Consider the following 14,150-nt stretch of genomic DNA (forward strand, 5'->3'; position numbering starts at 1 on the left):
CGGTCGCCGGTGACTTCCGGGGCACCGGCCGCGCCGACCTCATCGCCCGCAACGACACCTACGGCGTCCTCGACGAATGGATGAACACGGGCGGAGCCTCCTTCTCCCACGCCTTCCGGCTCACCGACGGCTGGTGACCGGCCGGTCGGCCCGTCCAACTCGTCCAGCTCGTCCTACCCGGCCAACGCGCCCGCACGGGACCACCGTTCGCAGCGGCGGCCCACCGGGCGGGGCGGCTCGCCGATGGCGAGGAGGACGTCCAGCAGGTCGCCCGGGGCCTCGGCCATGACGTCGTGTCCGGCGGGCAGGTCGTGCACCGTCCACCGCGGGTGATGGGCCAGGCACCGGCCGCGGCCTTCCTGGACAAGGGCCACCCGACGATCGTCTGGAACTGCTCGGCCGGCAAGGCCGAGCAGCTCGTCGCCAAGGGCGCGACCCTCGCCGACTCGGTCAGGAGCGCGCTCGAGGCGAGCCCGCTGGTCGTCGTCCGCGTCTCGGACTACGACGCCGTGCACAGGTTGCTGGACCCGGCCGCCTCCTCCCTGGCCGGCCGCACCCTGGTCAACCTGACCATGGCGAGCTCCACTCAGGCCCGGGAGACCGCCGAGTGGGCGGCCGAGGCCGGCATCGACTACGTCGACGGCGCGATTCTGGCGGTGCCCCAGGCCATCGGCACCGCCGAGGCCACCCTGCTGTACGCCGGCCCGCAGGACGCCTTCGAGAAGCACCGGGCCACCCTTCGGGCACTCAGCGAGACCGGCACCGTCTACCTCGACGAAGACCACGGCCTGTCGGTACTGCCGGTGCGCGAAGACGGCCGGCAAACCGGCCTGCAAGGGCCAGTCCGTGAAGGGTGAGCGGGTCACCGCCGGGGTCGCCGCGCTGGTGGAGCGCCTGGTCGGGCTGGCGATGACGGTGCGCAGGTTCATCCCCGGCGAGGACCACACCGAACAGCTGAACCACGTCACGCAGGCCATGAAAGATCTCCGCGAGGAGAAACGCCGCGGCCTGTTCGACTACCCCGGCGGCGACGACGAGTACTCCGAAGCCCTCGAGATCCTGGTCGACGAACGCCGCCGCCTCGCCGCCCTCCCACAACGCCGCTCGGCCTGGGTCGAAGTCGAGACCGGCCAGACCTTCGCCGATGCCTGGTCCCACGCCGACCAAGAGCACCGCCGCCAACTCCTCCTCGGCCTCAAGGCTAGGCTCTACATGACGCCAGCCACCGAGGGTTGGCCCCTACCAACCAGCCTTGCGAAGCAGCTTGCGTAGAACGAGCCGCCCCGGCGGCGACGGTTGGTCGGCGAGGTCGGCGAGGTCGGCGAGGTCGGCGAGGTCGGCGAGGTCGGCGAGGTCGGCGTGTCCGGTCCGTGCTCCCGAGTTCGAAGTGTGAGTTCGGCCGGTGACGATGGCAGCGCCCGCCGTCGTTTACCAAGGGCACTACCTGCCGTAGCGTCGCCGGAGCCTTCTGGCGTCCCAGGTGCCAGTGGCAAGGATCCCTGCGACCCCGGCAGACAGTGCGTGCGGTGGCAGTCCCACATGGGGGTGCACGGTAGGGGCCGCCCACAACAGGGCGACCGTGGTGCGATTCGCGTCCTGGCGCGAACTGCGGAACCCCCGTAGCGATTGCGGCAGTCCGTGCCTTCGTTACCCCGAGCGCGTCACCTCGGCCGGATGGGTGCTGCCGGATTTGGTACGCGCCAATTGAAGACCCACACCCCCTGGGAGTGAGTGGCTCCGAGGACCCTCCCCGCGTTCCGGAGCCAAGGGTTCGCCTTCTGGAACGGTGCGAAGTTGTCGTTGGAGATGATGACCCCATTGACCTCGTCAGCGATGCTGATCACCAGCGCGTCGCCCCGGCCCTCGGTTCCGGCTGGGGGCTGCACAACCTTCCCGTCGGCGATGGCAGCCTCCACCTGGAGGCGCTCTTCGGCGGACACATCGTGGCGCAGTGTGGCGTCGACCACAATGTGAATGTCGCGGTCGGGATGCTTGAACCGCAGTGACCGGACTGCCGCCTCCAGTGCCGCGAAGCTCGGTTTGCCGCCCGCTGTGCGCGGGCGCCGGCCGTTCCAAGCAAGGTTGGAGCCGTCCACGATGAGCGGCGGTGCCTCGGCGCTCGCGTGGGTTGTACGGGGTGAGGAACGCGGCGCGGCGGGCTTGGGCGCCCTATCCCCCTGGTCGTTGGGCCGGGCCTGCTTCGGATCGGTTGGCGTGGGGGCGGGCCGGGCGGCCGGGACAAGAGCGAGTAGGCGGTCGAGTTCCCTCTTCACCTCCGGCAGGACGTTCCCGTCCCCGAACACCTTCACTTCCCCGTCGAGGACGACCTCTCCGGTCTTCTGAAGGGTCGCCTTGACGGTCAGCAGTCCCTCCTTGCTGTAGGTGTACTCCAGATTGAAGACCCTATCCTCGCCTGTGCAGGGCCGGGGGTACGTGAGGACGAGGTCAGCCAGTTTGACGTTGTCCGGGTGGTCTACATCGCGGTCCGGGTCTCCCTCCCAGACCTCCACGGTCAGGCGGGAGACGTTGTCCTTGTGCGGCTCGTACGACTTCATGCGCTGCTGGGGCAGTCGCATGTTTCGGTCGATGAGGGCGCTGAATCCTCGCCTACCCTCGCGGTCCCTGGTGATCGTGCCGAGGGCGTGTGTGTTGACCACACGGATGATGCTCTTCAGCTCGCCGTCCATGGCCGCCGCGCTGATCGCGGCTCCTTCGGCCACCGCAGTCATGGGGTCGCACAGTGCGGTGTCGACGAGTTCGCAGTCGAGTGCTTCGGAGACCGCGATGCGTACCGCTGGGATCTGGCTGCTGCCACCGATCATCAGTACGGCGGTGAGATCCCGGGGGTCAATCCGGGCCTGCTCCAGGCATTCCTCCACGGGATCGAGCGCACGGTTGATGAGGTCCTGGATGGCCTCGGAGAACTCGTCCTGTCCGATCTCGACGAGAGCCCCGTCAGGCGTCTGGATGGCGACCGACTCTTGATGGGAAAGCAGGATCTTGGCCCGCTCGATGTCAAGGGCGAACATCCGCTTCTCTGAATCGCTCCAGCGCCCGCGAGCGGGCGCCCGGTCGAGGACCATGCCGCGCAGCCGGGCGTCGATTTCCAGGCCGCCAAGGCGGTTCACTCCTCGGCTCGCCTTCTCGTCAAAGAAGCCGTCGTCGTGTAGGAGCAGGGTGGCGTCCATCGTGCCGCCGCCCCAGTCGAAGACCAGGAACTCGCCGTCGACCTCCATCTCGTGGGCGTAAGCGATCGCAGCTGCCGTCGGTTCGTTCAGCAGCGTGCGGACCGTGATTCCGGCGGCACGGGCTGCCTCGCGCGTACGGAATCGGGCCGCGCCGGTCGCGTTGGCGGGCACCGTGACGACGGCCTCGCGGATCTCGGTGGCGGCTTCCTCCTCGGCGGCCCTGGCGATGGCGTGGAAGACGCCGGCTGCGGCGGTCGTCGCGGCGAACCGTTCACCGCCCAGCTTGACGAACGGTTCCTCCCGCAGCATCCGCTTGCACGCCTCGACGGCCTGCTCAGAACGGAGTTTCGCCTCCCAGCCGAACAGCGTGCCCGGCCGCAGGGAACTCGTGCCGACGACCGATGGGTAGAGCAGCTCGAACCCCCTGCGCCCCCAGTTGGCGTCCAGGCCCTGCCCGCCGATTTCCAGCAATTCGACGTACTCGCCGTTCCACTGTGCGGCGACAGAGTTGGTGGTCCCGAAGTCAATTCCGGCTGCCGTCATGCTTCCTCCCCCCACTTCGTAGCCGCGGGGCCTGCGACGCGCCGGAGTTGTCCCGCAAGAATGACCTTGCCTGTCAACTCGTCCACGTATGCCGGACTGAGAAGCTCGAGCGCGTCTCCCGTGCCCTCAGTCACCACGAACCGGTCGCTTGCTTCTGGTGCTGTTACTCGCAGCAGCCGCAGTTCTCGCAGATGTGCGGTCATCGCACTTTCGACCACCTCGCGACTGTCTCCGGCACGGGACCAAAGCAGCGCGTCGATTTCGGCAAGGCGTCCGGCAAACTGGGCGCGCGTACGGAATTCATCCAGTACCGCCCTGCGCACGGCCGTGGCAAGCACCCCGGATGGCGGAACCTCTTCGGCCCCGGCAGCCTCCAGCGCCTTCGGTACGCGTTCCGCGACTCCCTTGATCACCGTCATCGCGTCGATTGGGTCGGGATGGATGGGAGAATCAACAACGGTGCCCGTCCTCGCCGACTCGGCTGGCGGTTGGGAGTTCCGCTCCCTGCGACGCCCTAGGCCCCCAGGCTTATGGGGTGGCTCCGAGCCCCTCGCACCGGTTTGTAGCTGTCCGCAGGCGGGGCAGCGGCGGCGGGGACGCTCGCTCCTGGGAGACTTCTTATTCTTTGCAGACATCAGGCTCAGCTCTGCTTCGTTCGGTAGGGGCGGTGAACCAGGAAACGGACGGCGCGGTGGTTACCGCGGGGAACTGTGGCGGTCGAGATGGGGGACGGTAGTCCGGAAGTCGTCGAGGAGTTCGACGGCGGCACGGGCACGGATGGCCTCCAACTCATCGGCACTTGTCATCGGGGTCCGGCGCGGCAGGGCCTCCACCGGAGGCACAAGATGCCGCGGCACCTGAGAGGGCATGACGTACCGCGACGGGTCAAGTGGCAACTGGTAGAAGACATCCCAGCCCGCCTCCTCGCGCAGCGCGCCACGAATACGGTCCTCGGCCAAGTTCAGAGCGGACTGGGCCTTGGCATCTCCCTCGTAGTGACGGAATATCTCCCGGCAACGTTCCTCCCAACCGTCGGCACCGTGATCCAGACCGATTTCAAGGAAGGGATTGCTGAACGGACTGCGGTCGTTCCGCTTCGTCGCCCTCCACACACGTAGGAGCCGGAGGTTTCGTTCGGCTGCGGCACCACTCTGCGCCGCAGCCTTCTCGGCGTGTTCCTCGGCGGAGTCGAGCAGTCTCTTCCGTCCTGCAACCGATTCGAGCGTCTCGCTCTGTTCCACGGCCGCGTACGCGGCGATGGCATGCCCCTCCTGCGCCAGCTCTGCGGGGACCTTCCGGCTGCTACCACCGCGGGTGAGGGAGTGTGCTTGAAGCGCCGCCGCCTCCGTCTTGCCGGCCCTGACCAGGTTGTAAGCCCGGTTCACGGCGACGAGTGCGTAAAAGGGACTGCGCCCGGCGTCGACGAGCTCCCGTGGCTTCCACAGAGTGGCCATCAGGCGCCAGAGCCCGCGGTCCTCACCTATACTCAGCGGCCATTGCCCGGACACAGCGCCCGATTTGAGATCGCGCAATTCGATCTGCTGGGCTCGGGGCAGAGCCGCGTCAAGTGCATCGAGAGCAGCTATGTCTCCGTCCAGTACAACGTCGTACAGGAGGTCCCACAGATCGTCCGGTTCCTGCCGGGTGAGCATCTTGCCGCTCATGAAGGACTGTCGGCGTAGATAGGCCTGCCAGCCGAGCCGTCTCGCCTCCTCGTCGGTGGTCTTCTCCGGCGCGAGGCGCGCGCGCAGGTAGAGACTCTCCTGGTCATCGCGCGCTTTCCAGGGCGCGTCCTCGGCCAGAAGACCGCCACGGTCTACCAGATCGTCGATGACGGTCAGAGGAGCCCAGGCGAGAAGTCCGTCCAGGAAGCGGTTGGGGATGGGGATCGCGCCACGGGTGGCCGCAGTTGCGAAGAGGGAGTAAGCGGGACCGCCCGTGACTGATAGGGAACGCTTGCCGACGAGGTCCAGGCCGGGCGACGTCGAACACAGCAGTCGGCACCGTTCTAGGCCCGCCTCGTTGAGCCACCGCACTCCGGTGCCCCAAAGGTTGCGCATGTGGCCGAGGACCGACGCCGCCGGTAGGCGGCTCAGCCCTGTCTGAACCGCCGGCAACAAGCCCTCGCGGTCCAGATCCCCTCCAAGAGCCCGCGCGAGTACTGCCTTCTCCGTCTCGGGCACCCCGGCGAGGGCCACCGTCTCCGCAAGCATGGCAAGCACGGCCTCGACGGCCTCACTGCCTCCGACACCGAGCCACCGCCACTTGCGCTGGATGAAACCGCTCACACCTGAGGGGCCCTGCCCCTCTCGCCGTTCACCTGCCCGTGTCAGGCGCTCTCGTTCCGCGGCCTTCGCCGCCTGCCGGGCGGCGACCGGGTCCGTCATCTCGTGCACAGCCGACAGGCTACCCGTACGGTCTGACAGTCCAACTGGTCTCGTACGTATCGTGACCTTGGCGACAAGTGGTTCGGGATCGCCGGCAGAGTGCCGTGGAGCAGGGCCGTTCTCCGTATGCACTCAACAGCTTGTTCAGCCTCACGCATTCATGAGGCGTCCCGGTGCTGGTGACAGAGTGTGAGTTCTACGAAGGAAGGGTGCCTCGACCTGCGGTGAATCAGCTCCTCAAGGACTGGATCACGCTGGGAGGTGGCACCCTCCGGACTCTGTTGCTCAATTCGGACTGCGGGACGGGGAGGCTTCTCGGGGGTAGATGACACCGCGGTGTTGGGCTGAGGTGGGTGGGCCTCAACTCTTGACGGTCTCTGCGATCTGCAGGGCGGCCTGGGTCGGCATGAGGTGTGTGATGCCGACGACCTCGGCATCGGCGTGCAGCCAGGTGCGGGCCGCGCCTCGGCGTAGGGCTCAGAGTACTTGAGGCGGAACCGGGAGTTGGTACCGACAACAGTGTCCCCTGAGATGCGTCCGCGGAGAGTGCACTGGTCTGCGTGGAGGGCGAAGTGCCGTACAGGAACGGCGTGTTGGGTGAGGACCGTGCTGATCTGGTGCCAGTACTGCTCGACTAGAGATCGGGTTTGGGCCGAGCCGGAGGCCGCCCTTGCGGTGGTCGCGGCCTGCGGATTCCTATCGCTCGCGGTGCGGACCGCGGCCGCGTGGCTGGCTGGCCGACCGCGGTGGACCGTCGCCGACCTGGCGCGCCGACTGGCCGGCGAACGTCGTCGGCTCGACGAGCTGCAGGTCGGCAGCCTGGCGGTGGAGACCACCATCGGACTGGGCTATGCCCAGCTGTCGCCCGAGGAGGCGCGCACGACTTGCAGGAGGCTACGCGCGTCAGCGGGATTGAGGTCAGCGCATGGCGTGCCCGCATGGGCGAGCTTCGCAAGCTCGACGGTGTCGCGGAGAGCGAGACGGCGAACCTCAGCTCGTTCGTCGCCCAATTCGACGCCGACCTCCAGCGGTCGCGCGAATCGCGGGACGTGCTGGCCGGAGAGACGGCGGCGGACGCAGATGCCCGCTCCCGTGCGGCGGAAAGGGACCTCGGGAAGCATGCCGACGATGCGAAAGCAGCTGTTCCCCCTGCGCATCCAACTGCGCAACGACGCGGAAGCCCGAAGCGGGCTGTCCCTCGTCCGCGTCGACGAACGCGTGCGCGCATCCCTGGTCCCCAGGCCACGGGTCACACCCGACCCCGAGGCCCCCGAGCCCGCCGGCTACCTGACCACCGCCCGGCTCTACACCAAGACCAAGGCCGGACAATGAAGACGCCAGACGACAACCCGGTGCCACCCTTGTCTCGAGCCGCTACCCGGCTCAATGACATCCGCATGCCAGGACCCCCGGCGGCGGCACGCTCTCTCGCACAGCCCTGACGGAGGCATTCGCCTCTGCTCTGCCGGGCCTGTCCCACAGCGGCAACAGTCGCCGCAGCCTCGCCACCTTGCTCATTGAGCTTGCCGATGCGGCTGGACAACTGACGCGCCACCGGGGACATTCCGCAGGTCGCAGTGCACCCGGTAAGGATCCCCTTAACCGCATCGGCAGCGGTGCGGATGAACGAGGGGGACGCGTGATCCAGGAAAGCGGCCCTGGTCTCCGATGACGGCATCTCTCGCTGTCCGCCGCACCGATCTTCAGTGACCTTGACTGACGATTTCGTCACAACTCGCCCAGGTCTCCGCCTACTTCGCCGACCGCCTGCCACCCCTCAAGCGCTCCTGGTACCTCTCCTTCTCCTGGCCCGGCGCCTGATCCGGCCCAGGGGTGTGGGCTCCGTGGCAGGACGAGGGAACCGGGCCGTCACACCGCCCAGTCACAGACCCTGAGCACGCTGCGTGAGCTCGCGCACCGTGCCCGCCTCTGGCACGCCGAGGCGGGTGAAGACGGCGTGCGCCTCCTGGAGCCGGTCCAGGCCGGCCGCCGGATGGCCAAGGCGCAGCAGGGCCTCGCCGAGGGCGGCGTTGGCGAGGGCCTGGGAGTAGGCGGCTTCCAGTTCCTCTCCGATGGCGAGTGACTCGGTGGCGGTTTCGGCGGCCTCCGAAGCCCGGTTCGCGGCTAGCAGGGCGGCGGCGAGGCGGGCGAGGGTGTAGCTCTCCCAGAGCCTCATTTCTTCGGAGCGGTACAGAGTCAGCGCCTCGCGCAGGCAGTCGACGGCCTCGCCAGGTGCTCCGGTCCTGCCGAGCGCGACGCCGAGCTGGTGGAGCGCATGCGCGAGCGCGACCGCACTGTCCGTAGCCCTGGCCGCCTCGACCGCGCCCCGTGCTGCTCGCAGTCCTGCCTCGGGCTGCCCGGACACCACGTAGGCCGTGGCCATGTTCGCCAGGATCCGGGTCTCGATCGCCACCGCTCCCCTGCTCCGGCTGATCTCCAGGGCCTTCTCGTAGAGCGGTAGGGCGTCACCGGTCCGATCGGTCATGCTGAGCACATTGGCGAGCCGGAAAGACACGATCGCTCGGAGCCGTGTCCCGTCCTGCGGCCCGAGGTGTCCGAGGCTCTCCCGGTACGCCACCTCGGCTTCCCCGAAGTCCCCCGCCTGGGCGTGCAAGTCGCCCTGGAGGTGACGGGTCCTGGCCAGCAGAGCCGACCCGCGCTGGTACTGCGCCGCCCGCTGGAGGAGGTCCGTCAAGTGCTGCATCGAGCCCCAGTCCGGTAGCAACTCACCCAGCGTGACGACGAGTTCCACCGCCGGGCCCACCGGACCGCTCCCGCTGCAGGCGGCGTCGACGGCAGCGAGGATCAGGTACCGCTCGGAGGTGAGCCAGTCCCGGAGGCCCTGCCTCCCGCCGGTCAGGGCGAGCGGGGAGACGGGAAGATCGTAGAGCGGATCGGGCAGTTCGTCGCCCAGCCCGAGTTCCCGCACCGCCTCGCGCGCGGTGGCGAGCAGGACGTCGATCAGCCGGCGCAGCGCGGCGTTCCGTTCGTCGGTGTCGTCGACGAGCTCGTTCCGGTGCTGGGCGTAGAGCCGGAGCAGGTCGTGGTAGCGGTAGCGCCCGGGGGTGTAGCTGTCCAACAGGTTCGCCTCGACCAGGCTCTCGGCCAGGACCTCGACGGACTCCTCCGGTAGGTCCAGCAGAGCTGCGGCCGCGAACAGCGGCAGATCGGACGAGTCAACGAGGGAGAGCAGGCGGAAGGCTCGCGCCTGCTCCCGTGACAGTTGGTCGTAGCCAAGCCCGATCGTGGTCTCCACCGCCAGGTTCCCCAGCCTCAACTCATCGAGCCGACGCCGCTGGTCGGCCAGCCGCCGAGCCAGGTCGCTGACGCTCCAGCGCGGCCGGGCCGCCAGCCGGGTGGCGGCGATCCGCACCGCGAGCGGCAGGAGTCCGCAGGCGATGACCACCGAATAGGCGGCTTCCGGCTCGGCGGCGACCCTGGCTGAGCCGACGATGATGGAGAACAGCGCCAGAGCCTCCTCCGGGGTCAACTCCTCCACGTCCGAGATGGACGCCCCGGCCAGCGCGGACAGCCGTGAGCGGCTGGTGACCAGCACCGCGCTGCCGGACGCTCCGGGAATGAGTGGGTGTACCTGGTCTGCGTCCCAGGCGTTGTCCAGCACGATGAGCATCCGCCGGCCGGCCATCAGGGAACGGTAGAGCGCGACGCGCTGCTCGAACGAGTCCGGTGCCTCGACCACGCCCAGCGCGTACAGGAAGTCACCCAGCACGGTCGTCGGATCGGCCGGCGTCCCACCCGCGCCCCGCAGATCGGCGAACAGCTGACCGTCCGGGAACTCGGCCCGGACGGCGTGGGCGGCGTGCACCGCCAACGTGCTCTTCCCCACCCCGCCGATCCCGCACAGCACGTGCACCTGGACCACCGGCTCGGCAGCTCCTTCGAGCAGGGCCCTGCTCAGCTCACTGGCCAGCTGCGCCCGTCCGGTGAAGTCCGCGACACCCGGCGGGAGTTGTGCCGGTTCGGGCGGGGCCGGAGGGGCTGGTGGCTCCGAGCGGTGGGGGCTCGGCACCGGCTGGAGGAGTGAAGGGTCGGCCGAGAGGATCCGGGCATGCACGGACGCGAGCCCCGTACCCGGCTCGACGCCGAGTTCCTCGATCAGCAGTTTCCGGGTGTCGGCGTAGACGCGGAGTGCTTCGGCCTGGCGGCCGGCCCGGTAGAGGGCGACCATCAGCAGCTCGCGCAGCCGCTCGCGCAGCGGGTGTTCGCGGGTCAGCCCGGTCAGCTCGGCGACGAGCTCGGCACCGGAGCCCAGGGCCAGTCGGGACTCGAAGCGGAGCTCCTGCCCGGCGACCCAGCTCTCCACCAGCCTGAGCCGCAGCGCGTCGATCCTGGGCCCGGGCAGGCTCACGAAGGGCCGGACGCCGCCCTCCCAGAGGCCCAGCGCCGCGGTGGCCGCCCGGACGGCCTCGGCGTGGTCCCCCGCTGTCCGGGCCGCCCTGGCCTCGGCGAGTCCCTCCTCGAAGACGTGCAGGTCGACGCTCTGCCGTGGCAGGCGCAGCGCGTAGCCGTCGCTCACGCTGACGAGCCGGCTCGCCGGCCGGCGCACCTCCCGTTGGGGTTCCAGGACCGCCCTGAGCCGTGACACGTACGTCCGCAGCGCGGCGACGGCCTGCGCCGGCGGGTGGTACCCCCAGAGGCCCTCGACGAGTTCTTCGGTCGTGACCGGCTGGCCGAGCTGCGCGGCCAGGATCGCGAGCACGGCCTGCTGCTGGGGCGAGCCGAGCGGGACCGGGTTGCCGCCCAGCCAGGCCTGCACCGGGCCGAGCAGCGAGATCCGGGGCTCCTCCTCGGTGGACGGCTGCTCGGTCTTCTGCTTGGCCACCACAGCCGCCACGGCCACCGCCGCCTGCCCGCCATCGCTCCCGTCCCGCCGCAGCCGCCAGGCCTCGACCGCCCGGCCCGAGCGCTCCAGGGCCTCCTCCAGCTGGCCGCGGAACCGCTGGTCCTCGGGGAACGCGGCCACCAGCGCCCGCAGTTCGGGCAGCACCGTTTCGGCCCGGCCGTCCCGCAGGTCGGCGTCGTTGCGCAGGGCCAGTGCCTCCAGGCGGAGTTCCTCCAGCCGGCGCCGTTCGGTCTCCAGTCGCCCGTGTGCCCGGACGCCGGTCAGGGCCGGTCCGCTCCAGCAGTCCAGGGCGCGTTGGAGCAGGGTGGAGGCCTGCCCAGGCCGTCCTTCGGCGAGGGCTTCGCGAGCCCGGGCCAGGTGCGCCCGGAACCGGGTGAGGTCCAAGTCGGTGGGGTTGATGTCGAGCGCGTAGCTCTCCGAGCCCGCGTGCCGGGTGACGGTGAACGGGGCTCCGGCCGCGCGCAGTGCGGCGCGCAGCCGGCTCACCACGGTGTGCAGTTGTGCCCGGGCGTTCAGCGCGGCCCCGTCTCCCCAGATGTCCAGGACGAGCTGTTCGAGCCCGACAGGTCGCCCGGGTGCGAGCAGCAGGGCGGCGAGCAGGGCGCGCCCGCTGGCGCCGCGAATCTTGACGGGTGCGCCGTCGACGGTCAGGGTCACGGGCCCGAGCAGCCGGGCGTCGACCGTCACCACTGTTCCTCCAGCGCGCCGGAGAGGACCAGTTCGCGTTGCCGCCGCAGCTGTTCCGGTACTCGCGCGTACTGCTGCTCCCAGCGCGCCAGTTCCTCGTCGAGGAGGGCGAGGGCTCGGCGGCGGGAGCCGGTCAGGAAGAGTGCGGTGGAGAGCAGCACCACGATGACGTCGTTGCCGGGGTGTTCGAGGTTGAGCTGCTGAAGGTCGACGACGGCGTCGGAGACCGCGCCGGTCCTCATCCGGACCCGGGCCGCCCTGGTGCGGACGTCCTGGCAGAGGTCGACCAGCCCCTGGCGGATCGCCCGTACGTAGGGGGTGGGTTCCAGGTCGGCCAGCGGTTCGCCGCGCCAGCGGGACTGGGCGGTGATGCACATCTCCAGGGCGCCCTTGTAGTCGCGCTTGTCCTCAAGCTCCCGCCCCCGGTCGGCCCGCCGTTGGAAGACGAGGGCGTCGACCGCCTCGGCGTCGATGTGCAGGGCGTAGCTGGCCTGTTCGCGGGAGTAGCCCGGGTAGCCGGCCAGTTCCGTCGCCGGGGCGCCGGCCGGGGTGTGTTCCCCGAGCCGGCGGCGCAGGTGGTGGACGTGCACCTGGATGGCGTCGATGGCGGTGGCGGGCGCCCCCGCGGGCCAGAGCCGGTCGCGGATCACGGCGACCGGGACGGCCTGCGAGCGGGCGAGGAGCAGCAGCGCCAGCAGGGCGCGGCGCTGCGGCGGTCCGAGGCTGATCGGGGTGCCGGCCCGGCGGGCGCTCACCGGTCCCAGCAGGAGGAACTGAAGGTCTGTCGCCACCCGGGCACATTAACAGAGCACTCAGCAGTCGTTAAGTGCCCTGGCAGAGTAGCCGTTTCGCTCCTGTTTAGCCCTTGCGGGGATACTGGACGCAGACGTCGTGTGACTCGTCCAGTCCGACGTCCGTTGCAGGTGGGAGCCCTCGGGGGTGGTAGCCCGAGGGATCTCGCCTTCTCGTGCTTCCCCCAACACTGTTGCGGGCATCTGGATCTGAGCTAGCGTCAGCCTTGTCGTGCGAACGGACGGTTCACCCCTCCTACCAAGGGGTTCGCGGATTCCGCTCCGTCCGCCGTGCGACGTGCAACGAATCGGACTGGACACGTCACACTCAAAAGGACCGAACAGCATGCAAGTTCAGACGTCCGCTCTGCTCACGGCCGGGGTCGTCGCCCTGGCCTTCTTCGCCCTGGTGGGCTCCCTCGTGTGGATGCTGCGGGGGACGCGGCGGCCGGTGGCCGTGCTGGCCGTGGTGGTCACGCTCCTCGGGGCGCTGCCCGCGATCCTGTACGTCTTCTCGGTGATCGCCGCTTCGGCGGGCAGCACCGGCTGACCCGACGCCTCTGCGGCGCCACCCGAAGTACCCGAGGTAAATGAGGTACCCGAACCGCGCGCACCGCGCCGTGGCTCCGCCCGGGCGGAGCCGGCCGCGGGTGTCGCGCGGTTCGGTCGTTCCCGCCTGAGCGATCCCACCCGAGCGCCCCCTCCCGAACAGTCCCGCTTGAGCGTTCCTGCGCAGCGGCTCGAGGCAGAGCCCGAGCCGAAGGGCCCCATGCTCAAAACTGCACTCATGATTGACATGAACCGCCCGAAGCAGCAAGGCGCTGTTTCGAAACGCCAGCGCAGCGACAACCGGCCGCTGCGGATCTGCCTGCAACTGTTCAGCGGGGGAACCGCTTGCGCGGGACTGTTCCGGCTGGGCTGCCTGGTCCATATACCCACCCGGGCCGCCTGGATCGTCGCGCTACTTCCTCTGTTGATGGGTCTGCACGGCGTGCTGCGTTCCGCCGCGCTGGCCACGCCCGCCCTCCTCGGGCTGCGCCGCAAAGCGCGCGACGTCGCCACCGTGTGGCGGCTGTGGCCCCTGTGGCGCGCGTTGATCGCCGCCGTCCCGCACGGGCGGCAGCGACTGACCTGATCAGCGATCAGTTCATCGTGTCGTAGGGCGTAGTCCCCGGACCTGTCCGCTGACTTGTCCGGCTCGATGGGCGGCCTCGTCCGACCGTAGAAACGTATGCGTATGATCATTCAGACTCCAGGCGATCACTCGAGAGGGCTGAACGGCAATGACGGACCAGCGAGTTGTCATCGTCACCGGCGGGGGGACTGGCATCGGTGCCGCAACCGCGCGGCTGCTACGCGCGGCCGGGCATCACGTGGTCGTCTCCGGGCGCCGGCCCGATCCGCTGCGTCGTGTCGCAGAGGAGTCCGGAGCCCTTGCGCACCCCGCCGACATCGGCGACCCCGACGCCGTTCGCGGTCTCGTGGACGCGACCATGGCTGCGTACGGTCGGCTGGACGGGCTTGTGCTCAACGCGGGCACCGGGCGCAGCGGAGGCGTCGGCGACCTGTCGATCGAGGACTGGGAGGCCGTGATACGGATCAATCTCACCGGCCCCTTCCTTCTTCAGCGCGCCGCGCTCCCTCACTTGTTGGAGGCACGTGGCTCGGTGGTTGCCGTCGCCTCGGTGTC

General features: G+C 69.5%; 12 protein-coding genes and 1 pseudogene. 6 read left to right on the forward strand and 7 right to left on the reverse strand.

From position 1 onward, the window contains the following. Positions 1–173: 173 nt before the first annotated feature. The gene (locus tag ACGF12_RS34845; protein WP_393039367.1) at positions 174–317 is read right to left on the reverse strand and encodes a hypothetical protein; all 144 of its coding nucleotides are present in this window, start codon (positions 315–317) and stop codon (positions 174–176) included. Positions 318–332: 15 nt separating this feature from the next. On the opposite strand from ACGF12_RS34845, the gene ACGF12_RS34850 reads away from it, so the two are divergent. Continuing rightward, the gene (locus tag ACGF12_RS34850; RefSeq protein WP_393039370.1) at positions 333–857 is read left to right on the forward strand and encodes an NAD(P)-binding domain-containing protein; all 525 of its coding nucleotides are present in this window, start codon (positions 333–335) and stop codon (positions 855–857) included. Continuing rightward, the gene (locus ACGF12_RS34855) at positions 847–1,272 is read left to right on the forward strand and encodes a hypothetical protein (protein WP_393039373.1); all 426 of its coding nucleotides are present in this window, start codon (positions 847–849) and stop codon (positions 1,270–1,272) included. Before ACGF12_RS34850 ends, ACGF12_RS34855 begins: the two co-directional genes overlap by 11 nt. A 389-nt stretch (positions 1,273–1,661) precedes the next feature. Here ACGF12_RS34855 and ACGF12_RS34860 read toward each other — a convergent pair whose 3' ends face one another. The 4 genes and pseudogenes from ACGF12_RS34860 to ACGF12_RS34875 all read right to left on the reverse strand — a co-directional run. Then, entirely contained in the window at positions 1,662–3,731 is a 2,070-nt protein-coding gene (locus ACGF12_RS34860) for an Hsp70 family protein (protein WP_393039376.1), read from the reverse strand. Beyond that, positions 3,728–4,150, reverse strand: a complete 423-nt coding sequence (locus ACGF12_RS34865; RefSeq protein ID WP_393039379.1) for a hypothetical protein — start codon at positions 4,148–4,150, stop codon at positions 3,728–3,730. Before ACGF12_RS34865 ends, ACGF12_RS34860 begins: the two co-directional genes overlap by 4 nt. A 276-nt stretch (positions 4,151–4,426) precedes the next feature. After that, the gene (locus ACGF12_RS34870) at positions 4,427–6,118 is read right to left on the reverse strand and encodes a hypothetical protein (RefSeq protein WP_393039400.1); all 1,692 of its coding nucleotides are present in this window, start codon (positions 6,116–6,118) and stop codon (positions 4,427–4,429) included. Between the two features lie 360 nt (positions 6,119–6,478). After that, a pseudogene (locus ACGF12_RS34875) lies at positions 6,479–6,756 on the reverse strand (ATP-binding protein); the annotation flags it as partial. A 481-nt stretch (positions 6,757–7,237) separates the two neighbouring features. Between ACGF12_RS34875 and ACGF12_RS34880 the strand changes: the two are divergent. Continuing rightward, positions 7,238–7,450: a hypothetical protein gene (locus ACGF12_RS34880; RefSeq protein WP_393039381.1), complete on the forward strand. Its 213-nt coding sequence runs from the start codon at positions 7,238–7,240 to the stop codon at positions 7,448–7,450. 550 nt (positions 7,451–8,000) lie between these two features. Here ACGF12_RS34880 and ACGF12_RS34885 read toward each other — a convergent pair. Beyond that, positions 8,001–11,669, reverse strand: a complete 3,669-nt coding sequence (locus ACGF12_RS34885; RefSeq protein ID WP_393039383.1) for a BTAD domain-containing putative transcriptional regulator — start codon at positions 11,667–11,669, stop codon at positions 8,001–8,003. Then, positions 11,666–12,460: a BTAD domain-containing putative transcriptional regulator gene (locus ACGF12_RS34890; protein WP_393039386.1), complete on the reverse strand. Its 795-nt coding sequence runs from the start codon at positions 12,458–12,460 to the stop codon at positions 11,666–11,668. The genes ACGF12_RS34885 and ACGF12_RS34890 overlap by 4 nt, the downstream gene beginning before the upstream one ends. A 346-nt stretch (positions 12,461–12,806) precedes the next feature. Between ACGF12_RS34890 and ACGF12_RS34895 the strand changes: the two genes are divergently transcribed. From ACGF12_RS34895 to ACGF12_RS34905, 3 genes are all read left to right on the forward strand, one after another. Beyond that, the gene (locus ACGF12_RS34895) at positions 12,807–13,010 is read left to right on the forward strand and encodes a hypothetical protein (protein ID WP_393039389.1); all 204 of its coding nucleotides are present in this window, start codon (positions 12,807–12,809) and stop codon (positions 13,008–13,010) included. 237 nt (positions 13,011–13,247) lie between these two features. Further along, entirely contained in the window at positions 13,248–13,595 is a 348-nt protein-coding gene (locus ACGF12_RS34900) for a hypothetical protein (RefSeq protein ID WP_393039392.1), read from the forward strand. A gap of 148 nt (positions 13,596–13,743) precedes the next feature. Continuing rightward, positions 13,744–14,150, forward strand: a 407-nt coding sequence (locus tag ACGF12_RS34905) for an SDR family NAD(P)-dependent oxidoreductase (protein WP_393039395.1), incomplete at its 3' end; no start/stop codon positions are given.

It is taken from the genome of Kitasatospora sp. NPDC048296, assembly GCF_043201815.1.
In the GTDB taxonomy this organism is placed as follows: domain Bacteria; phylum Actinomycetota; class Actinomycetes; order Streptomycetales; family Streptomycetaceae; genus Kitasatospora.